The 25,068-nt window shown below is 67.0% G+C and carries 22 protein-coding genes and 2 pseudogenes; 11 read left to right on the top strand and 13 right to left on the bottom strand.

Features of this window, described 5'->3' with window-relative positions; translation table 11 throughout:
* Positions 1 to 31 precede the first annotated feature (31 nt).
* Positions 32 to 205: pseudogene (locus NXY83_RS02675) on the top strand (DUF3040 domain-containing protein); the annotation flags it as partial.
* Here the strand turns inward: NXY83_RS02675 and NXY83_RS02670 are convergent.
* Together NXY83_RS02670 and NXY83_RS02665 are read right to left on the bottom strand one after the other, a co-directional pair.
* On the bottom strand, positions 167 to 1,273 hold the full coding sequence (locus NXY83_RS02670; RefSeq protein WP_258804572.1) for a DMT family transporter: 1,107 nt from the start codon (positions 1,271 to 1,273) through the stop codon (positions 167 to 169). The pseudogene NXY83_RS02675 and the gene NXY83_RS02670 sit on opposite strands and share 39 nt — an antisense overlap.
* Positions 1,270 to 1,866 (bottom strand): TetR/AcrR family transcriptional regulator, encoded by a 597-nt coding sequence (locus tag NXY83_RS02665; protein WP_258804571.1) that lies wholly within the window; start codon positions 1,864 to 1,866, stop codon positions 1,270 to 1,272. Before NXY83_RS02665 ends, NXY83_RS02670 begins: the two co-directional genes overlap by 4 nt.
* 307 nt (positions 1,867 to 2,173) lie before the next feature.
* Here NXY83_RS02665 and NXY83_RS02660 point away from each other — a divergent pair.
* Positions 2,174 to 3,141, top strand: a pseudogene (locus NXY83_RS02660) (IS481 family transposase).
* On the opposite strand, the gene NXY83_RS02655 reads toward NXY83_RS02660, so the two are convergent.
* A complete protein-coding gene (locus NXY83_RS02655) occupies positions 3,138 to 3,308 on the bottom strand; it encodes a putative quinol monooxygenase (protein WP_258804570.1) in 171 nt (56 codons plus the stop codon). The pseudogene NXY83_RS02660 and the gene NXY83_RS02655 sit on opposite strands and share 4 nt — an antisense overlap.
* Positions 3,309 to 3,360: 52 nt before the next feature.
* A complete protein-coding gene (locus NXY83_RS02650; RefSeq protein WP_258806405.1) occupies positions 3,361 to 4,359 on the bottom strand; it encodes a LacI family DNA-binding transcriptional regulator in 999 nt (332 codons plus the stop codon).
* Positions 4,360 to 4,539: 180 nt separating this feature from the next.
* Between NXY83_RS02650 and NXY83_RS02645 the strand changes: the two genes are divergently transcribed.
* From NXY83_RS02645 to NXY83_RS02620, 6 genes are all read left to right on the top strand, one after another.
* Positions 4,540 to 5,655: a substrate-binding domain-containing protein gene (locus tag NXY83_RS02645; protein WP_258804569.1), complete on the top strand. Its 1,116-nt coding sequence runs from the start codon at positions 4,540 to 4,542 to the stop codon at positions 5,653 to 5,655.
* 30 nt (positions 5,656 to 5,685) lie between these two features.
* Positions 5,686 to 6,732 (top strand): ABC transporter permease, encoded by a 1,047-nt coding sequence (locus NXY83_RS02640; protein WP_258804568.1) that lies wholly within the window; start codon positions 5,686 to 5,688, stop codon positions 6,730 to 6,732.
* A complete protein-coding gene (locus NXY83_RS02635; protein WP_258804567.1) occupies positions 6,729 to 7,523 on the top strand; it encodes an ATP-binding cassette domain-containing protein in 795 nt (264 codons plus the stop codon). The genes NXY83_RS02640 and NXY83_RS02635 overlap by 4 nt, the downstream gene beginning before the upstream one ends.
* A 92-nt stretch (positions 7,524 to 7,615) precedes the next feature.
* Positions 7,616 to 8,596, top strand: a complete 981-nt coding sequence (locus NXY83_RS02630; protein WP_258804566.1) for a carbohydrate kinase family protein — start codon at positions 7,616 to 7,618, stop codon at positions 8,594 to 8,596.
* 107 nt (positions 8,597 to 8,703) lie between these two features.
* Complete coding sequence (locus NXY83_RS02625; protein ID WP_079596747.1) at positions 8,704 to 9,003, top strand: DUF4193 domain-containing protein; 300 nt, start codon at positions 8,704 to 8,706, stop codon at positions 9,001 to 9,003.
* 171 nt (positions 9,004 to 9,174) lie between these two features.
* Positions 9,175 to 10,245 carry a quercetin 2,3-dioxygenase gene (locus NXY83_RS02620; protein ID WP_258804565.1) on the top strand — a complete coding sequence of 357 codons (1,071 nt, stop codon included), beginning with the start codon at positions 9,175 to 9,177 and terminating at the stop codon, positions 10,243 to 10,245.
* A 64-nt stretch (positions 10,246 to 10,309) separates the two neighbouring features.
* Here NXY83_RS02620 and NXY83_RS02615 read toward each other — a convergent pair whose 3' ends face one another.
* From NXY83_RS02615 to NXY83_RS02595, 5 genes are all read right to left on the bottom strand, one after another.
* Positions 10,310 to 11,548, bottom strand: coding sequence for a DUF3500 domain-containing protein (locus NXY83_RS02615; protein ID WP_258804564.1), 1,239 nt, complete (start codon positions 11,546 to 11,548; stop codon positions 10,310 to 10,312).
* Positions 11,526 to 13,280, bottom strand: coding sequence for an FAD-dependent monooxygenase (locus tag NXY83_RS02610; protein ID WP_258804563.1), 1,755 nt, complete (start codon positions 13,278 to 13,280; stop codon positions 11,526 to 11,528). The genes NXY83_RS02615 and NXY83_RS02610 overlap by 23 nt, the downstream gene beginning before the upstream one ends.
* On the bottom strand, positions 13,280 to 14,146 hold the full coding sequence (locus NXY83_RS02605; RefSeq protein WP_258804562.1) for a fumarylacetoacetate hydrolase family protein: 867 nt from the start codon (positions 14,144 to 14,146) through the stop codon (positions 13,280 to 13,282). The genes NXY83_RS02610 and NXY83_RS02605 overlap by 1 nt, the downstream gene beginning before the upstream one ends.
* Before the next feature lie 52 nt (positions 14,147 to 14,198).
* Positions 14,199 to 15,068 (bottom strand): alpha/beta hydrolase, encoded by an 870-nt coding sequence (locus NXY83_RS02600; protein WP_258804561.1) that lies wholly within the window; start codon positions 15,066 to 15,068, stop codon positions 14,199 to 14,201.
* A 190-nt stretch (positions 15,069 to 15,258) separates the two neighbouring features.
* Positions 15,259 to 15,867: a PadR family transcriptional regulator gene (locus NXY83_RS02595; RefSeq protein ID WP_258804560.1), complete on the bottom strand. Its 609-nt coding sequence runs from the start codon at positions 15,865 to 15,867 to the stop codon at positions 15,259 to 15,261.
* Between the two features lie 164 nt (positions 15,868 to 16,031).
* On the opposite strand from NXY83_RS02595, the gene NXY83_RS02590 reads away from it, so the two are divergent.
* The 3 genes from NXY83_RS02590 to NXY83_RS02580 are packed head-to-tail and all read left to right on the top strand — an operon-like array spanning position 16,032 to position 19,514.
* A complete protein-coding gene (locus NXY83_RS02590) occupies positions 16,032 to 17,135 on the top strand; it encodes an aromatic ring-hydroxylating dioxygenase subunit alpha (protein WP_258804559.1) in 1,104 nt (367 codons plus the stop codon).
* A 17-nt stretch (positions 17,136 to 17,152) separates the two neighbouring features.
* Positions 17,153 to 18,154 (top strand): PDR/VanB family oxidoreductase, encoded by a 1,002-nt coding sequence (locus tag NXY83_RS02585; RefSeq protein ID WP_258804558.1) that lies wholly within the window; start codon positions 17,153 to 17,155, stop codon positions 18,152 to 18,154.
* 13 nt (positions 18,155 to 18,167) lie between these two features.
* Positions 18,168 to 19,514, top strand: a complete 1,347-nt coding sequence (locus NXY83_RS02580) for an MFS transporter (RefSeq protein WP_258804557.1) — start codon at positions 18,168 to 18,170, stop codon at positions 19,512 to 19,514.
* 24 nt (positions 19,515 to 19,538) lie between these two features.
* On the opposite strand, the gene NXY83_RS02575 is transcribed toward NXY83_RS02580, so the two are convergent.
* The 4 genes from NXY83_RS02575 to NXY83_RS02560 form a co-directional block, all read right to left on the bottom strand.
* Positions 19,539 to 20,372, bottom strand: coding sequence for a hypothetical protein (locus NXY83_RS02575; protein WP_258804556.1), 834 nt, complete (start codon positions 20,370 to 20,372; stop codon positions 19,539 to 19,541).
* An 83-nt stretch (positions 20,373 to 20,455) separates the two neighbouring features.
* Entirely contained in the window at positions 20,456 to 21,412 is a 957-nt protein-coding gene (locus NXY83_RS02570) for an alpha/beta hydrolase (RefSeq protein ID WP_258804555.1), read from the bottom strand.
* A complete protein-coding gene (locus tag NXY83_RS02565; RefSeq protein WP_258804554.1) occupies positions 21,409 to 22,401 on the bottom strand; it encodes an alpha/beta hydrolase in 993 nt (330 codons plus the stop codon). The genes NXY83_RS02570 and NXY83_RS02565 overlap by 4 nt, the downstream gene beginning before the upstream one ends.
* On the bottom strand, positions 22,398 to 24,977 hold the full coding sequence (locus NXY83_RS02560) for an alpha-L-rhamnosidase (RefSeq protein WP_258804553.1): 2,580 nt from the start codon (positions 24,975 to 24,977) through the stop codon (positions 22,398 to 22,400). Before NXY83_RS02560 ends, NXY83_RS02565 begins: the two co-directional genes overlap by 4 nt.
* Positions 24,978 to 25,068 lie beyond the last annotated feature (91 nt).

The following is a 25,068-nucleotide window of genomic DNA, read 5'->3' as shown; positions in this document are numbered from 1 at the left end:
ACCCGCGTCTCATGGAATCCAGGGGCATGCAATGCCAATGTCCGAAGAGGAGCGGAGGCTGCTCAAGGAACTGGAGCTGGGACTGATCGCCGATGATCCCCACCTGGCCATGGAGCTGCTCTCCGGCTACCCGGCCCGCCGCATTCCGGCAGGCCTTTTCTCTGGCTCAGCCCTTTGCCTGCTGGGGCTTGTGCTCGTGATCGCGGGAATTGGCAGCCAGGCGATCGCCGCCGTCGTCCCGGGAATTGTGCTGCTGGGGCTGGGCGCCCGCCAGTTCCTCAACCCCTTCCTGGGCAGGGGCCGGCGACGGGAACAGCCCACCGGCTGATGGACGCGCCGCCTGGGCCTGCCTCCGGCCTTTGGGGCGCGGTCCCGGCGTCAGGATGAACAGGCTTAGCAGTACGACGGCGGCGCCAAGCCAGCCAAGTGCCGGGAGCCGTTCCCCGACCACCAGCACGGCGAGGACCGCGGCCACAACCGTTTCCAGCAGGGAAATGCTGGTTGCGGTGCTTGCGCGGATACGGGCCAGTCCCCAGCCGAACAGGACGTACCCGGCAAACATCGGGACGAGGGCCATGTACGCGCCCACGGAGAAGTTGGTCCATGACTCCAGCAGCGGCGCGCCTGTCACAGCCAGCACCGGCATCAGCAGCAATCCCCCGAGCCCGAAGACCGTTCCCATGGCGGCCCTCGACGAGATGCCGCCGCCGATCAGCCGGTGCGCTGCCCAGGAATAGAGCGCATACGTGCCGCCGGCCACCAGCCCCAGGAGTATGCCGGCCGTCGAAGCCCAGGAATCGGCGGCTTCGGCCCCTGAGGGACTGTGGCCTGCAAAGGACAGAGCCCCTGCGCCGGCCACGCCCAGCATCGCACCGAGGATCCATCGCCGCGTGAGCGGCTTATGGTCCGTGAACCGTTCTATCAGCGCTGCGGCAACCGGAGCCGAACCGATGGACACCACGGTTCCGATGGCCACCCCGGACAACCGCATGGAGCTGTAGAAGGCGAGGGGGTAGACGGCAACGGCTGCTGCCGCCAGGGATACCAGCCGCCATCGCTCCACCAGGCCGGGCCACTGGCCGGCAATGGGCCTGGCGGCATAGACCGCCTGAAGCAGTCCGCCCACCCCCATGGCGACGGCTCCAATGGCGAGCGGGCTCACCGACGGGGCAAGCGTGGCTGCCGTCCCCGTGGTTCCCCACAGTATTGACGCCGCCACCACGAAGAGGGCTCCCCACAACGGCGCGTTCGCGTGGTTGCCTTCCGCCTTCACAGGTCTTCCAGCATCCGGGCAGCGATGGCCCGGGCATCCCTGAGGCGATCGTCCCGGCCTTCGAGGCCGGCCCGGGCCATGGCACCCTCGAGCAGGAAGGACAGGTGCCGGGCCAGGCCCGCGGCCCGCTCCCCTTCCCCCGGGAGCAGCTCTGCCGCATGCGCCGCCAGGAGGCCCTCCACCTCTTCCTTATGGTGCCGGACAGCCAGCCTGCCAGCATCACCTGCCGGCATTTCAGCGGCGGCATTGAGCAGTCCGCAGCCCCGGAAACCATGTTCGTAAGCGAAGCTGGCGTGGTCCAGGTAGGCGTCGAAGATGGCGAGGACGCGCTCGAGGGGACTTTTTGCGGCCTCCAGCCGGCTTCGGTACAGGCCGAGCCATTCCTCATGCCGCGCTTCCAGGTATGCCGCAACCAGCTCAGCCTTTGAAGCGAAGTTGTTGTACAGGCTCTTCTTCGCCACTCCTGCCTCGGCTGTGATGGCGTCGATGCCGGTGGCAGCCACCCCCTGTGCATAGAAGAGGCGGGCAGCGGCGTCGAGCAGCAGCTCGCGCGCCGGACGCCGTGGCGGAACCGGAAGGTTGGAGGCAGACATCGGACTCCTTGCGGGAGGATAGGTAGACCAGTCTACTTACCCAGCGCCTTTTAACGCGCCCCTGCGACCGTCAGCGCACGGGCTGCAGCCAGGTCAGGACGGAACCGTCCTCCTCGATATGCTCCGCCAGCTCTCCGTTGAACCGCGCACCATAGTCGGCCGTGATGTGTTCCTGGAAGGCTGCGTCGTCGCCCTAGATGTATTGACCACGGAGGTTAGTGACGGTCGGCGTGGTTTGGTGACATGAAGAAGACCTCCGGGTGGAGTGGGGCTTGTCTAGAGTCCAATTCCACGCACGGAGGTCTTCATGTCCCACCCTAACGCTCTTCTGACCCCTCGTGGACGGCTGCAGCTCGCGCAATGTGTCGTTGACCAGTGTTGGAGTCTTCGCCGGGCCGCGGAGCGGTTTCAGGTCTCAGTGCCCACTGCTGCGCGTTGGGCCCAGCGCTACCGAGAGCGCGGTCCAGCTGGGATGGAGGACCGCTCCAGCCGCCCGCACTCTTCTCCCCGGCGCACGGCAACCCGTACGGAGCGGCGGATCATCGCCATCCGCGTGAACCGGCGCTGGGGGCCGGCCAGGATCGGCTATCTGCTGGGAATCCACCCCTCCACCGTGCACCGCGTCCTGTCCCGCTACCGGCTGGCGAAACTGACCTGGCTGGACCGTGGCACCGGACGAGTGATCCGCCGCTACGAACACGACAGGCCCGGGGACCTGATCCATGTCGACATCAAGAAACTCGGCCGGATCCCGGACGGCGGCGGACACCGTGCCCTCGGCAGGGCCACCGGGCGCCGGAACAAGGCACGGACTCCATCCAACCGCCGACCCGGCTACCACTACCTCCACAACGCCGTCGATGACCATTCACGCCTCGCCTACACCGAGATCCTCACCGACGAGACAAAGGAAACCGCAGCAGCCTTCTGGCAGCGCGCCAACGCCTGGTTCCAAGCCCAAGGAATCACGGTCCAGCGGGTCCTGACCGACAACGGGAACTGCTACCGGTCCCGAGCCTTCGCTCAAGCCCTGGGCCCGGACATCAAGCATAAACGCACCCGCCCCTACCGCCCACAACCAACGGCAAAGTCGAACGCTTCAACCGCACCATGCTCGAGGAATGGGCCTACATCCGCCCCTACCGCTCAGAGACCGAGCGTGTCGCCGCTTTCCCCAACTGGCTCCACGCCTACAATAACCACCGAGCCCACACAGCACTCAAAGGTCAGACACCGGCCAGCCGCGTCACCAACCTCTCAGGTCAATACACCTAGACCTCGAAAACGAAGTACTCGCGAGGATTGCGCTCGCGGGTGTAGGGCAGGAAGAGCTGGTTGCCGGGTTCGCGGCGGACATGCTCGGTAAGCTCGCGCATCATCTCGGCAACCCGGCCTTCGCTGCCGGGCTTGACGGTGAATTCGGCGTAGAGCGTCCTGGTCATGGGGTCTCCCCTTGTCGGTTGGTGTTGGGCGGGTTGTGCCGGGCGGGCAAAATCAGGAAGCGGGCGGAATCTCCCCGGACCCGCGCTCAATGAGCTCGGAGGGGACAATGTACGTTTCGGGCGGGCGGTCGTCGCCGTCGATCCTGGCCAGCAGGCGTTCCGCGGCCAGCTTTCCGATCCGCTCCGGGTGCTGGGCGATGACGGTGATGCCGGGCTCCATCATGTCCGCCAGCGTGAAGTCATCGAACCCCACCAATGCCACCTGCCGGCTGAGCCCCAGCTCCTTCAGCGCCCGCATCACCCCGACGGTGACGAGGTTCTGGCTGGAGAAAATGGCACTGGGCGGGTTCTCCCCCCGGAGCAGCTCCAGGGCCGCCTGCCGGGCTGATTCTTCGTTGTGGAGGCCCTCCCGGACGGGAACGGTGGCGGTGGAAATCCCCGCGCGGCCCAGCTCCTCGATGAAACCACGACGCCGTTCACGCGCCGTCTGGATATCCGTCCGGTCACCGAGATAGGCCAGTTTGTTGTGGCCGTGTGCCAGCAGGTGCGCGGCGGCGCGCGAGGCGCCGACGGCGTTGTCCGTCACCACCGCGTCAGCGTCGATACCCACCGGCTCACGGTCGATGAACACCATCGGCAGGTCGCGGGAATGTTCAGGAATGGCATACGCCTGGCTCCTGGCAATGGGGGTCAGCACCAATCCGTCCACCCGCCGCCCCAGGAATGCCGCCACCAGCGTCTTCTCGCGGTCCGGGTCATCATCCAGGCTGGCCGCGAACACGGCGATACCGCGCGCCGTCACAGCATCCTCCAATGCGCGATGGATCTCGCTGCTGAACGGGTTGGCAACGCTCGGCAGCAGCAGCCCGATGGAGAGGGTCTGCCGCCCGGCCCGGCGCAGGCTCCCGGCGGCCATGTCCAGCTGGTAATTCAACTGCTGCGACGCCCCGAGGACCCGCCGCCTGGTGGCCTCGGAAACTCCGGGCTCATCGTTCATCACCCGGGAAACGGTTTTGATTCCCACCCCGGCCAGCGCCGCCACGTGCCGCATGGTGGGACGGCCTTTTCCCGGATCTGCCAGGTAACGATTGGACATCGTTGTCATGAGTCAGTCCTTCATCATCGAATTTCTATTGACTCTACATTGTGACGCTGATTACATGAGGCCTGACATCGTTGTCATGAAACGTAGCTGTTCAGAACCAGCGCTTGAGAAACAGGAGATTCAAAGATGAGTTCCACTCCCTCCCGCTCCATCGCCCGCCGCCTGATGGCCGCAGGTGCAGTACTGACACTTGGCACCCTTGGCCTGGCCGCCTGCGGCGGGAGCTCCAGCCCGGGTTCCAGCACCGACGGCTCCGGCGACGAAAAGGAGGGCGTCTCCCTGATCGTCAAGACCACCACCAACCCGTTCTTCGTCTCCATGCAGGAAGGCGCCAGGAAGGCAGCGGAGGCAGACGGCGTGGACCTGAAGCTCGCGGCCGGAAAGGCCGACGGCGACGAGGACACGCAGATCCAGGCCATCGAGAACGCCATCTCCAAGGGAGACAAAGGCATCCTGATCACCCCCAACGGCCCCTCCGTCGTCGACGCACTGCAGAAGGCCAAGGACGCCGGCCTGTTCGTGATTGCCCTGGACACCCCGCCGGACCCGGCGGACGCCGCGGACATCACCTTCGCCACGGACAACTTCGCTGCGGGCGAGCTGATCGGCAAGTGGGCCGCAGCGCAACTGGACGGCAAGAAGGCAACCATCGCGCTGCTGGACCTGTTCGACGACAAGGTGGTCTCCGTGGACTACAACCGTGACCAGGGCTTCCTGAGCGGGCTGGGCATCGACACCGCAGACGCGAAGAAGAACGGGGACGAAGCCAAGACCGGCAAGTACACCGGGGGCAAGGGCGGCGAGTACGAGATCGTCGGCAGCCAGGCCTCGCAGGGAGCCGAGGACGCCGGGCGTACCGGCATGGAAACCCTGCTCTCCAAAAATCCCAACATCAACGTGGTGTACACCATCAACGAACCCGCAGCGGCCGGCGCCTACGAAGCCCTGAAGTCCGCCGGCAAGGAGAAGGACGTCCTGATCGTTTCCGTCGACGGCGGCTGCGCCGGCGTCGACAACGTCAAGTCCGGCGTCATCGGGGCCACTGCGCAGCAGTATCCGGTGAAGATGGCCGAAATGGGGGTAAAGGCCATTGTGGAACTGGCCAGGACAGGCAAGAAGCCGGCCAACACCGAGGGCCTGGACTTCTTCAACACGGGCGTGGAACTCGTAACGGACAAGCCGGCCGAAGGCGTCGAGAGCATCACCACCACCGAAGCCAGCGATATCTGCTGGGGCAAGTAGGCAGGGCGATCACCAATGTCAGGAGCACCAGTGACCCAACAACAGACCGCAGGACCGCCCGCGGCAGGGCACACCGACCTGGCCGGGGAATTCCTCGACCGGCAAACCCCGCTTAGCCGCCTCCGGAACATCCTCCACCGCTACCCTGCCCTCAGCCCGGCGATCGTCCTGATTGTCGCCGTCGTGGTGTTCGGCCTCCTCAACGACAGGTTCCTCCGCTTCGAAAACCTGTCGCTGATTACGCAGCAGGTGTCCGTGGTTGGCACCCTGGCCATAGCGCAGACCCTGATCATCCTCACCGCCGGCATTGACCTGTCCGTCGGTGCCGTCATGATCCTCGCGTCCATGGTGGTGGCGCAACTGTCCGTGGGCAGCGGCGTCCCCGGCCCCCTCGCCCTCCTCCTGGGCCTGGCGGTGGGCCTCGCCGCCGGCGCGCTGAACGGCTTCCTGGTCACCAGGTTCCGGTTGCCGCCGTTCATCGTCACACTGGGAACCCTGAACATCTTCATTGCCCTCACCCTGCTGTATTCGAGCGGTTCCACGGTGCGCGGCTCCAGCATGCCGGACCTGCTCACCTGGACCGGAAGCACCTTCCCCGTAGGACCGGTCCGCATCTCCACCGGCGTGGTGATGATGCTCCTGCTCTACGTTGCCGTGGCGTTCATCCTGGGCAAGACCGCCTGGGGCCGCCACGTCTACGCCGTCGGTGACGACAAGGAAGCTGCCCGCCTCGCCGGCATCCCCGTCAACCGCGTCCTCATGAGCGTCTACCTCGCTGCCGGCGCTGTACTGGCCGTTGGCGCGTGGATCCAGATCGGCCGCACGAACGCCGCCAGCCCCAACGCGGGCGTGGACCTGAACCTCGACTCGATCACCGCCGTCGTGATTGGCGGCACCAGCCTCTTTGGTGGCCGCGGCTCCATCTGGGGTTCGCTGCTGGGGGCTCTGATTGTGGGCGTGTTCCGCAACGGACTCTCCCTGGCAGGGCTGGACGTGCTGTACCAGACCCTCGCTGTGGGCGTCCTTATCATCCTCGCTGTGTCCATCGACCAGTGGATCCGAAAGGTGAAGTCATGACCGCCACCTCCATGGAGCCGGCAGGCACAAACGTCCGCCAACCCATCCTGCAGGCACGGAACCTCGTGAAGACCTTCGGCAGGGTGGTGGGCCTGGACGGCGTGAGCCTGGACCTCTACCCCGGTGAGGTGCTGGCCGTGATCGGTGACAACGGGGCCGGCAAATCGACCCTGATCAAATGCCTCACCGGCGCCGAGATCCCGGATTCCGGCGAGTTGCTGGTTTCCGGCGAACAGGTGCACTTCAAGCGTCCACAGGATGCCCGGGCCCACGGCATCGAGACCGTGTACCAGAACCTCGCCGTTTCTCCTGCACTGGACGTGGCGTCCAACCTGTTCCTGGGGCGGGAGGAACGGGTGGCCGGCCCGTTGGGGAAGATCTTCCGGGTGCTGGACACCAAGGGGATGCGGCGCAAGGCAAAAGAGGAGCTCACCCGGCTGGGCATTTCCACCCTCCAGGACGTGACGGTGCCGGTGGAGAACCTCTCCGGCGGCCAGCGCCAGGCCGTGGCCGTGGCCCGCGCCGCGGCTTTCGGTTCCAAGGTGGTGGTGCTGGATGAACCGACGGCGGCACTTGGCGTACGTGAATCGAACCAGGTCCTGCAGCTGGTCCGGGACCTTCGCGACCGCGGGCTGCCTGTCATCCTGATCAGCCACAACATGCCGCATGTCTTCGACGTGGCGGACAGGATCCATATCCAGCGGCTCGGCAAATGTGCGGCCACAATCACCCCGCAGTCCCACTCCATGACGGACGCGGTAGCCATCATGACAGGTGCCGCAACGGCCTGACCGTAATCCCCCAACCCCATCCTCCGTCCGCGGGCCCGCACACCCTTCCGGGTGGCCTGGCCCGCGGACGGCTCCATGAAAGGCATTCCCCCATGCGCCCAGAATCCTTACGCCCCGCCCCCGGAACAGGTGTCCCCCAGGTGACGCCCGACGTCGTGGTCATCGGCGAAGCACTGGTGGACGTCGTCACCACGCCTGACGGCACCATTGAACATCCGGGCGGCTCCCCCGCCAACGTCGCCTACGGCCTGGGCCGCCTCGGCGTGCCGACGGCACTGCTCACCTCCTTGGGCCCCGATAGCCGCGGACAAGCGATCGAAGAGCACCTGGCCCGTGCCGGCGTCGAACTCCTGCCCGGGTCACGGTCCGCCGGGCGCACGGCCTCGGCCACCGCCACCATCGCGGCGGACGGGTCCGCCGACTACCACTTCGACATCGCATGGGAGCTCGCGCCGGTGGCGCCGCAGTTCCTGCCAAGGATTCTCCACACGGGTTCCATCGCCACGTTCCTGGCACCGGGTGCGACGGCGGTGCGGGGACTTTTGGAGCAATCGCACCGCGAGTGCATGGTCACCTATGATCCCAACATCCGCCCGGCGCTGCTGGGCAGCCACACCGAAGCGCTGGCCCTGTTCGAGGACCTGGTCCCGCTGACGGACGTGGTGAAGCTAAGTGATGAGGATGCTGCCTGGCTGTACCCGGGCCGCAGCGTCGAGGATGCAGCCGCTCGCGTTATCCGCCTGGGCGCCCAGCTCGCGGTGGTGACGCGGGGGCCGGAAGGATCGTTGCTAACCACCGGATCCGCCACCCTGCATGTCCCATCATTGCCGTCCATGGTGGCTGACACCATCGGTGCCGGTGATTCCTACATGGCTGCCCTGATCTACGGGCTGCTGACCAGGGGCACCGATGGCCTGGGCAGGGAAGCCGTGGAGAACCTGGGGATCCTCGCTTCCCGGGCTGCCGCCATCACCGTCCGCCGGCAGGGGGCCAATCCGCCAACCCTGGATGAACTGGTAACCCTGGCCGAACTGGAAACCCTGCCTCCGGAGGAGCTGCCCGAAGCGTCTTGACCAACGGCGGGTATCTTGTAAGCTCCGGGAATATCTTGGGACCACCCCGGGTTTCAGCTCTGTTCAGAACAATCTGGGCACCAACAGCCGGACAGGAGAGCGCACCAATGGCAGTTGACTATGACGCCCCGCGGGTGACGCCGGAGGAAGAACCGAACGTCGCCCTGGAGGAGCTAAAGACCGAGAAGCCCGGCCGGCGGGAGGCCACCCCCGACGTGGACGAGACGGACCTCGCGGACAGCTTTGAATTGCCCGGAGCCGACCTCTCCAATGAGGAACTCCAGATCCAGGTGGTGCCGGTGCAGGCAGACGAATTCACCTGCATGTCCTGCTTCCTGGTTCACCACCGCAGCCAGTTGGCCCGGGAAAAGGACGGCAACAAATACTGCCGGGAGTGCGAGTCCTAACGGGAGCACCTGTCGGGCGGAAGCGGGTCCCGGGCCGCTTCCGCCGGAAAATCACAGCATGCACGAATTTGGTTTCATCCAATGGAATTTCCGGTCGTGGGGGCGCCCTTGCGCCAGCCATGATGTAGGTCACGCTCCGGCAAGTGCCGGCCGACTGGAAAGAAGGAAACCATGTCCCTCAGCGTTGAGGAAATGAACACCCAGCTCCCGGCAGCCAACGTGCTGCCCGGCGAAGCGGTCCCGTATTACATGGCGTCCGGCGAGGGCGCACGCTACGAAATCAACGGCCAGCTGGTGACGGTGATTGCCCGGGCAGCGGACACCGGCGGCATCTTCAGTGCGGCCTATATCTCCGGCGGCATGGGTGCGGAATCGCCGTTCGTCAGCCACAAGGTGGAACACAAGACCCTCTACGTCTTTGATGGCATCCTGCACGTCTGGCTTCCCGGTGAAAGCCGGATCCTCACGCCGGGAGACTCGGTTGTGATCCCGCCGGGCACCCCGCACGCCTACCGGATGGCCAGCCCTTACACCCGGTTCCTGAACTGGATGACCCCCGGCGGCGGCGAGGCGTACTACGAGCGGGTGGGGACGCCCATTGATTCCCACGTCCCGCCTGTCCGTGCCGGCCACACGGCAAGCCGGCAGGAGCAGGCTGAGGTGGGGGCCGAGTTCGGCATCTCCTTCCCTGACGTGGAGCGGGTCACTCCCGCGTTCAAGCGCGACGCCGGCCTGCCGCCCACGCAGAGCCCCTACTTCCTCAGCGCCCACGAAGGCGAGCGCCTGGTCAGCTACCAGACCATGTTCACCTACCTGTCACGGCCGGCCAACACCGGCTCAAACTACTTTGCAGTGCACACCAAGGGAGCCAAGACGCCCTATATCCCGCTGCACTTCCACTCGGAGCACACTGAGAACTTCCTCGTCACCGAAGGCCGGATGTGGATGTACGCCAACGGACGCGAAATGCTGCTGACCAAGGGCGACTTCGTGCACGCCCCTGCCGGCACCATCCACTCCTTCGCCCTGGATTCCCACAACACCCAGATGGTGGGCTTCCTGACCCCGTCGGTCTTCAACGGATTCTTCGAGTACTTCAACAAGCCCACCGAGGACTACATGTACACCGAGGGCGGCGAGCCCTACATGGACATGGAAGGCTTCGGCCGGGCCCAGGCCGAAATGGACCTGACAGTGGTGGGCCCCCCGCCCCAGCGCCGGACGGCACTCGAAATCTCCTAGCTTTTTCCACGGCAACAAGAAGGCCCGGACTTTCAAAAGTCCGGGCCTTCTTGTCGCCACGGGATCAGCTGTTCCAGGCCTGCTTCACAAGTTCACGGCCATAGTCGTTGCCGTTGGGGGTGCGGACCACAGTGTGCATGTGGAACGGTGCGGGCTCGTCGTTGCTCAGGAACACGCCGGTGTGATGGTCGAGTTCCAGTACCACCACCGGGCTCTGCAGCCGGAAGTAGAACGCCTCTTCACCTTTCCAGCCGCCTATCCAGCTGAAGAAGCTTTCAGTGTAGCGCTCCTGGATCTCCCGGCGGCGGGCAGCCCTTGGGCCGTCCGGGAGATAGGCAATAAAGTCGTCCACCACGGCGTCCAGCACCACGCGGGCTTCTGCCGGCATGTCAGCTACCCGGATGCCCTCGTACGGGATCACGCGGTTGTCCTGGAAGCAGCCCCCGAGGTGGCGTTCGTCGCCCGGGTGGATCCGGCCCTCCGGCATGGCCGGGTCCACCATCTCCCGGTATACCGTAGCCTGCGCCCGAAGGTCCTCCGGGAGCGCAGCCATCAGCTGCCGGGCCAGCCCAATGCGCTCCTTGAACACCTTGACGCCCTTGTGCGGGCCGTCGTCGATCATGTCCGGTTCGGCACCCATGAACACGGGCGAGATCACCAGCTGCGTCCCGGCCACCAGGCAGTTCAGCGCGGCGTGGTGGCCAAAGATCTGCCACCCCCACGGCTCAGTCTCCGACGGCTCGCCATAAAGGGCCACGTTGTAGCTGAACTCGTTCATCAGCAGCGGCAGCTCCACCAGATCTCCGAGGAAACCGTTGATCCGCATCAGGTTCCGCACCAGTTCGTAGCCCTCGGCGCTCAGGCCAGCCTCCACCAATGCGAGCGCGGCGTCGCGGACCGGCGGATCCATTTCATCCAGCCGGAGCCCGGTGTCGTGCTGCATGAACTCAGGGTTGGCCCAGCTCTGCCACTCCGGCGCATCCACGGCGTAGCAAAGCCTGCGCTTCTGCTCGGCGGTAACCGCACCGAGGAGCTTGCCCGCTGCCGCCACCATTTCCGCGGTCGGCGCCTCCTCACCGGGACGTGCGGCGGTGAGCGGATACAGGCCCTCGCGGCGGACACCGTCGCTGGTGATGCCGGTGAAAGCCTGCGGATACAGCTTTGTCCAGCCCTCGATCATGGGCCCCGCGAAGGAATCGGTTTTCGCTGCTTCAGCGTATTCACGGGCATTCAGGCCGCGGATTTCCGCCACCCGCGGGTGGTCCGGGGCAAAAAGGAAGTCACGGAATGACAGCGTCGACACGGGTACTCCTGAACTGGTCTTGGGATGCCGGATCCTGGGATGGCGGCTGTTGGGATGCCGGCCAGCCGGCGGCGATGGACAGTGCTGCGGCGGCAGCCCCGGGGGAGCTGCCGCGCCAGGCCACATGCTGGTCCGGGCGGACCAGCACAGCTTCCGTTCCCCACACTTCGGACAGCGGAGTGCCGTCGTCTGCGGGTCCGACGGCGGCAATGGTCACCGGGATGCCCTGCCGGGCACCAGCCTCCAGAACCGCTGCAAAACCCTCGGCTTCCGGCACCCGGCCCAGCGCGCCGGCATCTACCAGCAGGGTGAAGCCCTGGCCCAGCCGGCCATAGACCGAGGTGGCATCTTCCAGCCACACGTGGGGCAACAGGGCGCCCGGGCTGGCGCTGGGAATATAGCGGATGGGGTCCTCAGCGGGAACGGGCGAGCCGTCGGGCACCACCACGGACGAATCAGCGTAGGCATAACCGAGAACCAGGCCCAGGGAATCGAACTCGCTTTGCTTCACGGCGAGCGCCCGGTGTGCCGCCTGCCGGGCCGCTTCACCTGCGGCGCCTTCTGAAGTGAGGCCGGGGTCGGCGAAATGGTAGGCCAGGGCCTTGCCGTTGGCCGCAGCGTCCCGGATGGTGCGGGCGGCCACCGGCCTGCGCTCGTCCCCGTAGCTGGCCAGAAGCGAGGGCCCGCCCCATCCCTTGATGACGGCAGCGAGCTTCCATGCCAGGTTGGCGGCGTCGCCTATGCAGGTGTTGAAGCCGTGGCCGCCCCATGGCGGGTTGAGATGGGCAGCGTCGCCCACCAGGAAGATATTGCCGCGGCTGTATTCGGGAGCCAGCAGCATACGGGCGGTCCACGGGTCCGTGGCGAGCACGTCGATGTCGACGTCCGAACCCACCAGGGACCGCACCATGGCGCCGGCCTCCTCCTGGCCCACTTCCCTGTCCGGGTCCACCCCCTGCACAATGGCCCACCAGGTGTCCTTAAGGTCCATCGGGCCCACCATCCCTGCCGCGTCCTGCCCCACCACCCAGTACTGGACCGCGGGGTCCAGCGTCACGGCCGAGGCAAGTTGGCTGGAACGGAAGAGGATGCTGATGTTGGACAGCGCCGCGGAGCCACCTTCCAGCCTGATCCCCAGGCTGCGCCGCACGGCGGAGGATCCGCCGTCGGCCCCGATCACGAAATCCGTGGTGATGGTCCGGCGTTCGTCCGAGGGGTTGGAGACCGTGATGGCGTAAGGGGCTTGCCCGCCTGAAACCTCTGTTACTGACCAGCCGGTAAGGAAGGTGACCAGCCGATTGCCTGCCGCTGCGTCGCGGAGCACCTCTTCCAGGACCGGCTGCGGGACCTGCTGCCCGCATTCGGGCTGCGGACCGTACCGGCCGGGGTTCAGCTGGAAGGCGTTCCGGAAGCGCCGCAGCTCATGCGCGGCGGGCCCTGTGAGGGCGGTGCAGAAGATGACGTCCTGTGCGTAGTCCACCGGGAGCGGCGAGGCCCTCCGGAGCGCGTCCGCGAGTCCGAGCCGGTGCAGGTGGGTCATGGTGCGGGCGTTGGTGGTCTTGGCCCGCGGGCGGGTGTGGTCCACGGTGGTGCGGGGCTCAATGACGGTGCTGGGGATACCGTGGGAAGCGAGGTCCAGGGCCAGGAACAATCCGCTGGGGCCGCCGCCGGAGATGAGGATGCGGGCCTCCTCCGGGATCCCGCCGGCAGGGGTGTCGTGGAAGGTGGCCATCAGGCACGGCTCCGGAGCGATACGTCGCCTACCGGCGTGGTGAGGGTGCCGAGCTTGTCGATTTCCACCTCGACAACGTCGCCCGGCTGGAGCAGCCACTGCGGGGTGCGGGCATAGCCGACGCCTTCGGGGGTGCCGGTGGCAATGAGGTCGCCCGGGTGCAGCGTGAAGGTCTGGCTGATCAGCGAGATGATGGCCGGAACGGAGAAAATCATGTCCCGGGTGTTGCCGTTCTGGGCCTCCACGCCGTTGACGCGGGTACGCACCTGGAGGCCGTCACGCAGGTCGCCCACCTCGTCGCGGGTCACCAGCGGTCCGAGCGGGCCGCTGAAGTCGCCGTTTTTGCCCGGCGTCCACTGCGAGGTGAGCTTCTGGGCGGTGCGGGAGGTGATGTCGTTGAAGGTGGAATAGCCGAAGACTGCGTCGGCCGCGGTTGCCTCGTCCGCCGATTCCAGCCGCCGGCCTATGTAGGCGGCCACTTCGCCTTCCCAGTCCAGGCCTGCCTCCCCTGCCGGGACAGGGACGGGGACGTTGCCCACGGACAAGGATGCAGTCCAGCGCCCGAACAGGGTTGGGTAGGGCGGAAGCTCCTGGTCCTTGTAACTGCCCTCGGCTGCATGGGCCTTGTAGTTCAGCCCCACACAGATGACCCGTGCCGAGGCGGGGACGAGCGGCACTTCGGTGACGTGGGCGCGCTCAAGCGGCGTGCCGCCGTCGGCCGCGGCGGACACCAGCGAGACAGACTTGTCTTGCCAGCCGGCGGCGTCGGCCCAGAAGTCCGAAACCGGTGCGAGCGGGACGACGCGCGAATCCACCAGGGCCGCTGCCCAGGATTCGCCAAGGTGGTTGATGCCGATGAACTGCATGTGGAGCCTTTCGGGTCTGTCCGGCACCACATCGGGGGTGCCGGATTCCGGGTCAGTGGTTTTGCGCCTGGCGGCGGAAAAAATCGATGGTGGCCGCGGTGGCCTGCTGTGCGGCAGCCTGGCTCTTGTCCGGGAGGGACCACATGTGGTCCGCGCCTTCCAGCAGGAGGAGTTCGACGGCGGCGCCGGCACATTCCAGCGCTTCGGCGAGTGCGGTTGACTGCGCCACGGGGACAAAGCGGTCGGCCGTCCCGTGGGCGAGAAAGAAGGGCGGCGCGGCGGTGTGGACGTAAGAGCTGGGGCTCGCCGCGGCGGCTTTGTCCGGAGCGTCCGCGGGTTGGGCACCGATCAGCAGCGCTTCCCGGGAGCCGGGATCATCGGCGCGGGCGACGGCGTCGGGCCGGGCCTGTTCGCCCATCCTGTTCAGGTCCGTGGGCGGGTACCAGGCAGCCACTGCCGCGACGGCATCGTCAGCGTGCCTGCCCGGTGCCCCGAATTCCTTTGCCCCGGCAGTGAGTCCCACAAGGCTTGCGAGGTGGCCGCCGGCCGAATCGCCCCATGCGTAGATGCGGCGCGGGTCCAGGTTGTATTCAGCGGCGTGCGCCCTGAGCCAGCCGACAGCAGCTTTGGCATCAAGCAGCTGGGCCGGGAAGGTGGCAACACTGCTGAGGCGGTAGTCGGCGGAGGCAACCACAAAGCCTGCGTCCATCAGCTGCTCAATGGGGCTGAGGCCGAAACCGTCCACAGTGGGCCCCAGGGACGAACGCCCGCCGGTCCGCCATCCGCCGCCGTGGAAATGGATCACGGCGGGAAAGGTGCCGCCGTCGGACGCGCCGCCGGGCAGGTAGAGGTCCAGCAGCAGCGGGCTCGAACCCTCGGGGCGTGCGAACTCTATCCCTTGAAGGATCCGCCCTGCCGTCATCGTTGACTCCATGTGTACCGCGCCGTTCTGTCCCGTGTTTGTGCTGTCCGCAGCCCTTGTTCATGGCTGCGTCCTGAGTCAACTGTCGGACATGCCGGTACCCGCGTGCGCGGCCGGTTTCACTGAATGAAAAGGGTTCGGGTGGGAGTGGTCAGGAGCGCGTGCGGGGAGCGCCGGATCTGGTTGAGGCCTACCTCACCGGATTGGGTTTTCCTGATTTTTCCAGCTCCTCCAGCAGCTGCAGGCCGCGCTTCGCCCAGGCGATCTCCTGTTCGGCATGGGCAAGCTGGCCTTGGTAGGCAAAGATCTTGAAGCCGACGATCTGCTCCCGTTCCTCTTCGGGATACCGGTTGAGGCGCCGGGCAAGAGTGGGATGGGTGCGCGTTTCGAGCGACTCGATCATCTGAAGGCTTTGGCGGCGCTGCTCCTCATAGTGGGCGATGTGCGCCCGCAGCTGCGCAACTGCCGCACCCGGGGGCGCCCACTCGAAATAGGCGGCCCTGAGCCGGGCAGGGTCCCGGTCCTGGACGTAGGTCAACGGCTGAGCCTGCCACTGCCGCAGAGCCGCCTCGCCTGCAGGCGTGAGGGCATACTCGGTCTTGGTGGCTCCGCGGGTGCCCCACGGCACGGGCCGGCTCGACAGCAGGCCCTCGGCGTGCATCTTCCTCAACTCAGGGTAGATCTGCGAGTCGGGAGCGTGCCAGACATGGCCCACGGAGGAGCTGAACTGCTTGGCCAGGTCGTAGCCGGTCAGCGGGCCCGAGGACAGCAGGGCCAGCAGTGCCGAGCGGAGGGTCACGGGGGTCCTTTCAAATCTGCGGCGCATCGCCATTCTTAGCCTAGCTCCGGGAAAGAGTTGCAACTCACTATCTACATAGATATTGTGTGCTGTGAGTCACTAAAACACTATGTCGATAGTTATCAGTAGCTGCTCTCTCCGGCCGCCCAGCGAAGGATTGCACCATGACCGTCTCCGCGACGAAGACCACCACCACCGCCAAGCTTCTGCCCTCCCCGCTCAACGCCTGGTTCGTGGCGGGGTGGGACCACGAAATCACTGCCAAGGGAATCCTTGCCCGCACCGTCGCGGGCCGGCCCCTGGCCCTGTACCGGTCCCAGGACGGCCGCGCCGTCGCGCTCGCCGACGCCTGCTGGCATCGCCTAGCCCCGCTGTCCCAAGGCAAGCTTGTGGGCCGCGACGAGATCCAGTGCCCCTACCACGGCCTGCGCTACAATGCCGCCGGCCGCTGCACCTCCATGCCGGCCCAGGAGACCCTCAACCCATCGGCCACGGTGCCATCCTTCCCGGTGGTGGAACGTCACCGCTACGTGTGGGTGTGGCTCGGTGACCCGACAAAGGCCGACCCGTCCCTCGTGCCGGACATGCACCAGCTGGACAGCCCTGAGTGGGCCGGAGACGGCGAGACCATCCATGCCCCGTGCAACTACCAGCTGGTCCTCGACAACCTCATGGATCTCACCCACGAGGAGTTCGTGCACAGCTCCTCAATTGGGCAAGAGGAGCTGTCCGAGTCCGAGTTCGAGGTGACCCACGACGAGACCTCCGTAACCGTGACCCGCTGGATGCACAACATCGACGCCCCGCCGTTCTGGCGGAAGAACATGCGTGACAAGTTTCCCGGCTTTGAGGGCAAGGTGGACCGCTGGCAGATCATCCACTACTACTTCCCGTCCACCATCTGCATTGATGTCGGGGTCGCCGAGGCCGGGACCGGGGCGCCCGAGGGAGACCGGTCCCGGGGAGTGAACGGCTACGTAATGAACACGATCACCCCGGAGACCGAGCGCTCCTGCCACTACTTCTGGGCATTCATGCGCAACTACCGGCTTGAGAGCCAGCTCATCACCACGCAGCTGCGCGACGGAGTGCACGGGGTCTTCGGCGAGGACGAGGCTATGCTCCTGGCGCAGCAGGAGGCGATCGACGCCAACCCGGACTACGAGTTCTACAACCTCAACATCGACATGGGCGGGATGTGGGTACGCCGGCTCCTGGAGCGCGCCCTCGAGGCCGAGGGCCGCCTCGCCGCCCTGCCGACCGCCTGAGCACGAGGAGACCTACCGTGGCCGATTCCCACAATATCGCCTGGCGGCGGGCCGTCGTCGACTCCGTGGCCGACGTCGCCGAGAACATCCGCCGCATCGTCCTGCGCCCGGAGCGCCCGTGCTCCGTCCGGCCGGGCGAACACGTTGACGTCCGCACCAGCGTCGGCGGCGAGAAGCAGGTCCGCTCCTACTCCGTAGTCGACGCCGCCGAGGACGGCACGCACCTCGCCCTCAGCGTCTTTCGGACCCCCACGTCCCGGGGAGGCTCCGTGTTCATGCACTCGCTCCGGCCCGGGCAGCTCCTGGAGATCACCCAACCGATGCAGAACTTCCCGCTGCGGATCGGTGCGCCCTCCTACGTCCTGCTCGCCGGCGGAATCGGCATCACCGCGATCGCCGGGATGGCCGCCCTGCTGCACCGCCTCGGTGCTGACTACCGCCTCGTCTACGTGGCCCGCTCACGCGAGGCGATGGCCTACCTCGACGACCTCGCCGCCCTCCACGGGGACCGCCTCGAGGTGCACGTCGACGCGGAGGGCACCTCCCTCGACGTCCGCACCCTCGTGGGCTCGGTCCCCGGGGGCGCCGAGCTCTACATGTGCGGGCCCATCCGGCTCATGGACGCCGTCCGCCGGGCCTGGGTCGAGAGGGAACTGGACCCTACAAACCTGCGCTACGAGACCTTCGGCAACAGCGGCTGGTACGAGGCCGAACCATTCACGGTCCGGATCCCGCGCCTGGGCGTGGAGACCTGTGTGGGCTCCGATGAATCCGTGCTCGATGCCCTCGAGCGGGCGGGCGTCGACATGATGTCCGACTGCCGCAAGGGCGAGTGCGGCCTGTGCCAGGTCAAGGTCCTCGAGCTCTCCGGGCGGATCGACCACCGCGACGTTTTCTACTCCGACCGGCAGAAGGAGCCCAACACCAGGATGTGCTGCTGCGTCTCCCGCGCGGTCGCCGCCGGGCCGGGCACAGTCCCGGTGCCCGGTTCCGCTGTCCTCACCATCGACGTCCCCTGAGAGGCATTAGACCATGGACATCAGACACCAAATCGACGCATCCAGGATGTCGTCGTACCAGTGGCTCATCATCGCGGTGACCACCTTCCTCAACGCCCTTGACGGCTACGACGTGCTGGCTATGGCCTTCACGGCGACGTCGGTGACCAAGGAGTTCGGGCTCTCCGGCGCCCAGCTCGGCTGGCTGCTCAGCTCGGGGCTCATCGGCATGGCCGTTGGGTCGCTCGTCCTCGGACCCTTCGCGGACCGCTACGGCCGGCGCAGGATCCTCATCGTGGCGCTGGCGATCAACGCCCTCGGACTGTTCCTGTCCACCACGGCAAACTCAGCGTTCGAGCTCGGCCTGTGGCGGGTGGTCACCGGCCTGGGTGTGGGCGGCATCCTCGCCTCCGCGACCGTGATCACGAGCGAGTACGCCAGTGTGCGGCGCCGCGGCATGGCCATCAGCATCTTCACCGCCGGCTACGGCGTGGGCGCCACTCTCGGCGGCATGGGTGCGACCCAGCTCATCCCCGCCTTCGGGTGGCGCTCCGTGTTCCTCACCGGCGGCCTGCTGACCCTCGTAGCGATCGCCCTCGTCGTCGCGCTCATGCCCGAGTCAGTGGACTACCTCCGCGCCCGGCGGCCACATAACGCCGTCGGGCAGCTCCAGCGCATCGCCCGGCGCCTGCGCCTCGAGGGCGACGTCGAGCTCGGGCCCGCCCCCGTCAGCACGGGCAAGCAGCAGGGCAGTGTGGCCACGCTCCTGAGTCCCCGGTACCGCACGGCCAGCATCCTGCTGTGGATCTCCTTTTTCGTAATCATGTTCGGCTTCTACTTCGCCAACTCCTGGACGCCCCGCCTGCTCGTTGAATCGGGGATGACCGAGCAGCAGGGCATCATCGGCGGGCTTATGCTCACCATGGGCGGCACCTTTGGCTCGCTGCTTTACGGCGCACTCACCACGCGGTGGGATGCGCGGCTGACCCTGATGGCCTTCACCGTGCTCTCCGCGGTGACGCTCGTCCTGTTCATCACCACCACCTCCCTGCCGCTCCTGGCGTTCTCCTCCGGCGTGATCGTCGGGATGCTCGTCAACGGCTGCATCGCCGGTCTCTACACGGTGGCTCCCATGACCTACGAGCCCGGTATCCGCACTACGGGTGTGGGCTGGGGTATCGGCGTTGGACGGGCCGGTGCCATCCTCGCTCCCATCGCAGTCGGCGCCCTGCTCGACAGCGGATGGAATCCCACGCAGCTCTACATCGGCGTGGCCCTGGTGGTCCTCCTCGCGGCCGTGGCCCTGCTCCGGCTGCGCCCCTACAAAGAGATTGGGTCCCCTGCAAGCCATGACTCTGCGTCTACGGCCACCACTGGATGACGTCACCGGGCCGGAAAGGCCTGGTCAGCCTCGGGCGACCGGCAGCACCAGCAGGTAGCCCGCCGGAAGTTCGCTGCTCCAGCGCCGCGGCTCGCGGACCACGAACTGCGTCGCCAGCTGCTCGGGGCTGAGCAGGCTGTTGGGCTCGGGCGACGGGCCCCACTGCCCGCTGCCGTGCGGGTAGAGCGGGTCCTGTACACGGATGCCGGTAACCAGGAACTCCTGGAACTGGGCGGGATCGCCGAGCGATTCGAACCCGCTCATCACCCACGCGTGCCGGCCGCTCCACATCACCAGTCCCACCGGGCGGCCCGTCTCGGAGATGGCCCGCGCCGCCGTCCGCAGCGCATCCTGGTAGTCGGGGACGCTGACGACGGCGTAGGGCCCCATTCCGACCTCCGTCAGCACCTGCGCCCAACCGAGCGGGTTGGCACCGTTGAAGGAGTTGGACGACCGTGCCCGGGCCATCTCCCACAGCTCGCCCTGGTGGCCGCTTTCGGTCCACGTGCCGCCCCCTGTGTCGTCGATGAGGTTGTGCGCGATCTGGATGCTCGCCGCAACACACCAGTCGAAGGTGTACTGCGGAACGAAATCCCCCTCCCGGTAGAGGTTGAGGGCGAACGGCTGTGGCACTGGGGGTGGCGCGGGAACCTGCGGTGGTGCAGGGACCGGTGTCGGGGTGGGTGCCGCGGCCTGCTGAGGGGCGGGAGCGGCGCCTGCCGCCCCTGAAGGGGCAGAGGAGACCGGGACCGGTTGCCCGGTGACGGTCCCGTCGAGGCCGACCGCGGGCGCACAGGCCGCGAGGAATCCTGCCAGGGCGACGAGCCAGGCCAGCAGACGGAGACGGGCACCAGTCATGATCGGTCCAGTTTAGCCCGATGCCGAGGGTATGCCCTGTGCCAGGGTCCTACATCCACGGCACAAGGACGCCTAACGCTTTTTCACCGCACGCGGACCGAGGCCAACTCACGGGCCAGGAAGTCCAGCGCGGGCCGCCCTTCCGGAAGGCCGGCCGTATGGTTCAGGTGCCCGTGCACCCCGCCGTCGGCGAGGAAGTACGTCACCGGCACGCCGGCACGCTCCAAAGAAGAGGCAAAAAGCTCGGTTGAGCCGCGGGCGTCGTCGTACTCGCAGGCGATCAGCGCTGTGGGCGGAAGGCCGGTGGGGTCGGCGTAGCCGGGCATCGCGTAGGACGAGGCCATGCTCACCGGTCCGCCCACGTAGTTCTCGGCAATCCGCACGCAGTCCTCCAGGGTGAACCGCAAATGCCGCGGCAGCCCCGCCATCACTTCCTCATCCAGGCCCTTGGCCGGCGGCGGAAGTTCGGCGTGCAGGAACGGGTAGGCCAGCAGGAGCTTGGCCGGGAGCGGTTTTCCTGCGTCGATCAGGTACAGGGCAGCACCCACCGCAAGGTTGCCGCCGGCACCTGCCCCGCCGAGGCAAAGAAGCTCCGGATCCAGGCCAAGCGCCCCGGCATTCTGCCGGGCCCAGAACCATCCCGTGAGGGCGTCATCATGCGGTACGGGAAAAGAGACACCGTCACGGGCCAGCCGGTAATCGACGGAAAGCACCGGAGTCCCGCCGTCGGCCAGCACCCGGGCCAGGTAGTCGGATTCGAGGATGTCCAGGCCCCCGCTGACGAATCCGCCGCCATGGAGCCAGACCAGCCCCGGGCTGCCAGTTGAACCCGCCTCGCCGTAGATCCGGATCCTGACGGGACCGTGCCGGCCGTCAGCGGAGACGGTGCGGATGGGAACATCCGGGCCCGGGGAGCGGACGGCGTCGGCATGGAGGGACAGCGGGCCTTCCGGCGAAGCCAGGTATTCGGCGAAGCCCGCGTCAGGCGCCGGCCCGTTCCCGGACACGGGAGTGGAGCGTTCCGTTTGCCGGGACGTCACGGCTGCCCCAGCTTCCGGGAGAAGTAGGAAACGGCACCGGCAAGGATGGCGTCCAGCTGGTCCTCCGCTCCAAAGAAGCAGTGGTCGCCGCCTTTGATGGTCACCACTTCATGCTCCACCCCGGCAGCAGCGAGCGCCGCAGCCAAGAGATCGGTCTGGGCATGCGGCGCCAGTCCGTCACGGTCGCCATGGACCAGCAGGAACGGCGGCGCCCCGGCGCTGACATAGCTGACCGGGCTGGCGGCGGCGAGCAGGGACGGGTCATTCGAGCCGCCCACCAGCATGTGATTGGGCTGCATCGACATCCCTGCCGGAACTGCCGCCGTCAACGCCGGCGGGAACAGTCCGTCCGGCGTGTCCATGGGCGGAATATCGACGAGTGAGGAGACACCATAGAAATCAACGACGGCGCTGATGGCACTTGGGTGCCCCTGCGCGCCGAGTCCCCCGTCCAGGTCCCCGCGGTCCCCCGTCAGTCCCAGCATCGCTACAAGATGGCCGCCGGCGGACTCACCCCACGCCCCGAAACGGCCGGGGTCCACACCAAGGGGTTCCGCGAATTCCCGGAGGTAGCGGACCGCGGCCTTGAGGTCATGCAGCTGGGCCGGGAAGGGTGCCTCGAGCGAATGCCGGTAGTCGGCAGTGGCACACGCGATGCCGGCCTCGTTGAGCAGGCGGAACACCGAATCCGGGGCGAAGGTGGGCGGCAGTTCACGCCGGTCCCCCAACTGGAACGCACCGCCGTGGACCCAGAGCACCAGCGGAACCGGGCCTGACGCCTTGCGGGGCAGCCAGATGTCCATCTTCAGCGGCCGGAACCCGATGGCCCGGGCATAGGTCAGCTCGCGGTGTACCGCCGAGATGTCCGAGACGTGGTCCGGTTTCCCCGGGGCGTCGAAGACGGGGAACGGCGGAACGTCCACGCCGCCTGGCCGGGCAGTATCGGCGCGGGAGGGGTCGAGTACTTCGGTTGCTTCATCCACTGTCATAGTGTGCTCCTCACAAGCGCAGCTTTCCGGGCGCCGCCGATGTCGGCAACAAAGGTATGGGGACCGGGGCCGACGACGAGGGCCGGCTGCCCGGGCAGCCTCACCTCCGCGCTGGTGCCGGGCGGGACGGCGGCGCTAAGCGTCAGCACGCCGTCGTCCGTTGTCCACTGCACCTCAATCAGGCCTTGCGGGCCGTAGTGGGAGGTGCTGGCTGACGTCAATCCTGCTCCGGGGCGCGGCTCGATGACGATCCGTTCGTACCCGGCGGCGCCCGGCGCCTGCCGGAGCCCGGCGGTGTAGCGGTGCAGGAAGGACACCACGGCGCCCTTGCTGTAATGGTTGAGCGACTGGTGCGGATTGCCGTCGCCGTCCACTCCGTTCCATAGCTCCCACATGGTGGTGGCCCCGCGGTCCACCATCACCAGCCATGACGGTTCCGTATCCTGCATCAGAAGCTCGTACGCCAGATCCAGTTCGCCGTTGTCTGCAAGGACGGGCAGCAGGTAGGGAGTGGCCAGGAATCCGGTGGCCAGATGGGTGTCCGCCCCACGTATCAGACACACCAGCTGTGCAGTGACGGAGGAACGTTGCCCGGGACTGACCAGGTCGAAAGCGAGTGCACGCACGCAGTTAGCCTGGCTGGGCTGGGTAACCCGTCCGGCGGAATCGAGGTATTCGGTTTCCCATGCCTGCCGGATGTTGGCCGAAAGTCCGGCCAGGTCCCTGGCCTCCGCACGGAGGCCCAGGACGCGGGCGATACGTGCCATCAGCGCCGCCGTGTTCCGGTAGAAGGCGGTGGCAACAATTCCGTGGTCGGCCTCGCGGGCGGCCAACAGATTGGGCGGAGGTCCGTCCGGTTCCATCCATTCGCCCCAGTGGAACCCGGTGTCCCACAGGTACTTCTCGTGCGCGGCCGCGTCCTGGCCGGCCATGACGCGGGAAGGATGCCGTTGGGATTCGGCGCTGGAGCGGACAAAGCCGAGCCAGCGGTTCATGGCGTCCCAGTTCTCCGCCAGGATTTCCCTGTCACCCGTGGCCAGGTACAGCTCCCAGGGCACCATCACGATGGCGTCGCCCCATCCAGCGGAACCATTGGTGAAGGCCATAAAGTCGGCGGATGTGGCGGCGGGGCCGGGCGACGGCGAAAGGTTGGCAATCACCCCGTTGTCCCACTGGTCCGAGCGGACATCGCGCAGCCATTTGCGCGAGAACCCTGTGACGTCGAAGAGATAGGCCGCGGTGGGGACGAACAGCTGCCAGTCCCCGGTCCAGCCTGCCTTCTCGCGCTGCGGGCAGTCGGTGGGGACCTCACAGGAGTTATCCCGGAAGCTCCACTCCACGATGTGGTGGAGCCGGTTCAGCCGGTCATCGCTGCAGGTGAAGGAACCGATGACTTCCAGGTCGGTCTGCACCAGGCAGGCGGTGATGTCTTCCGGCTGCAGGTCCGCGTGGAGGCCTTGTACCGAGATATAGCGGAAGCCGTGTGTGGTGTGCCGGGGCTCAAACGCTTCCCCGGGGGCACCCGAGGAAATGACGGAGTCCACCTGCCCTGCGTCAAGGAATGCGCCCGGCGTCCGGAAGTCGTGCGGGCGCAGGTGATCGCGGGTGACGTCGCCGTCTGCGCCCAGCGCCTCGCCATACGCCACTGTCACTGTTTCACCCGGCGCTCCCAGCCTGCTGAGCCGTACCCAGCCGTGGATGTTCTGGCCAAAATCCACCACCTGGTTGCCGTCGGGCAGGCCGTAGATGGACACCGGGGCAAGCTCCTGGACCACACGGGTGGGCCGTGCCATTGGCCCCGCCAGGCTGTCATACGGGCCTTCGCGGACGACGGCGGGCCGCGGGTTGGGCGCGCCGCCATCGGCGGGACCACCCGGCAACCGGAAGTCCATCCGCTGTCCGGCCATAAGGTCTGCCGCCACAATCTCGGTGGGTGAAACAAGCCAGGACGCGTCGGTCCCTATTACCGTCCGGCCAGCCGCGGACTCCAGCTCGAGCTGGGCGAGGAATGCGGTCTGCGTCCCGTACATGTCGGCGTCGCGCGTGTATCCGAATGTTCCCCGGTACCAGCCGTCGGTGAGGACCGCCGTGAAGGTGTTGGTGCCGGCGCGCAGCAGGGACGTGACGTCATACGCCTGGACCTGAAGGGTGGTGTGGTAGCTGGTGGATCCCGGCGTGAGCTCCTGGTTTCCGACGCGCCGGCCGTTGAAGAACAGCTCGTAGATGCCGTGGGCGGTGGCATAGGTGCGGACCAGGTCCGGGGCCCCTTCGAGGGAGAAGGTCTTGGAAAGGGCGTAGCCGGGGCGGTGTCCGGGCGGAGGAGTTTCTCCCTCCTCCGGGCCGATCCACTGGCCGGCCCAGTCAGAGGCGTGCAGGAGTCCAAGCTCCACGGCCATCGGCTCCGACCAGGCGCTTGCGCCTTCGGTGCCGTCTGCGAGGATGTTCCAGGTGCGGACCCGCCATTCGAAGCGGCTCCGCGACTGCAGGGCAGGACCTGAGTACGGCACCGGCTGGACGGAGGCGGAGGGGACGCGCCCGGTGTCCCACCCGTTGGTGGCAGTGATCTGATACGCCACCTGGGCCGTTGCCCCGGCGGGCGGTCGGGGTCCAGCTCAGGCGTGGCCGGACGTTCGTCAAGCCCATGGCCTCGGGGAGATGTTCTGTGCG

Source organism: Pseudarthrobacter sp. NS4 (assembly GCF_024758005.1).
Lineage (GTDB): Bacteria > Actinomycetota > Actinomycetes > Actinomycetales > Micrococcaceae > Arthrobacter.
This window is presented reverse-complemented; position numbering and strand designations above follow the sequence as displayed.

Bases quoted from the DNA above. Each gene is read 5' to 3' on its own strand.
- NXY83_RS02665 (WP_258804571.1), bottom strand. From the start codon at position 1,866: ATGTCTGCCTCCAACCTTCCGGTTCCGCCACGGCGTCCGGCGCGCGAG.
- NXY83_RS02655 (WP_258804570.1), bottom strand. From the start codon at position 3,308: ATGACCAGGACGCTCTACGCCGAATTCACCGTCAAGCCCGGCAGCGAA.
- NXY83_RS02650 (WP_258806405.1), bottom strand. From the start codon at position 4,359: ATGCGGCACGTGGCGGCGCTGGCCGGGGTGGGAATCAAAACCGTTTCC.
- NXY83_RS02645 (WP_258804569.1), top strand. From the start codon at position 4,540: ATGAGTTCCACTCCCTCCCGCTCCATCGCCCGCCGCCTGATGGCCGCA.
- NXY83_RS02635 (WP_258804567.1), top strand. From the start codon at position 6,729: ATGACCGCCACCTCCATGGAGCCGGCAGGCACAAACGTCCGCCAACCC.
- NXY83_RS02630 (WP_258804566.1), top strand. From the start codon at position 7,616: ATGCGCCCAGAATCCTTACGCCCCGCCCCCGGAACAGGTGTCCCCCAG.
- NXY83_RS02625 (WP_079596747.1), top strand. From the start codon at position 8,704: ATGGCAGTTGACTATGACGCCCCGCGGGTGACGCCGGAGGAAGAACCG.
- NXY83_RS02620 (WP_258804565.1), top strand. From the start codon at position 9,175: ATGTCCCTCAGCGTTGAGGAAATGAACACCCAGCTCCCGGCAGCCAAC.
- NXY83_RS02610 (WP_258804563.1), bottom strand. From the start codon at position 13,280: ATGGCCACCTTCCACGACACCCCTGCCGGCGGGATCCCGGAGGAGGCC.
- NXY83_RS02605 (WP_258804562.1), bottom strand. From the start codon at position 14,146: ATGCAGTTCATCGGCATCAACCACCTTGGCGAATCCTGGGCAGCGGCC.
- NXY83_RS02600 (WP_258804561.1), bottom strand. From the start codon at position 15,068: ATGACGGCAGGGCGGATCCTTCAAGGGATAGAGTTCGCACGCCCCGAG.
- NXY83_RS02590 (WP_258804559.1), top strand. From the start codon at position 16,032: ATGACCGTCTCCGCGACGAAGACCACCACCACCGCCAAGCTTCTGCCC.
- NXY83_RS02580 (WP_258804557.1), top strand. From the start codon at position 18,168: ATGGACATCAGACACCAAATCGACGCATCCAGGATGTCGTCGTACCAG.
- NXY83_RS02575 (WP_258804556.1), bottom strand. From the start codon at position 20,372: ATGACTGGTGCCCGTCTCCGTCTGCTGGCCTGGCTCGTCGCCCTGGCA.
- NXY83_RS02565 (WP_258804554.1), bottom strand. From the start codon at position 22,401: ATGACAGTGGATGAAGCAACCGAAGTACTCGACCCCTCCCGCGCCGAT.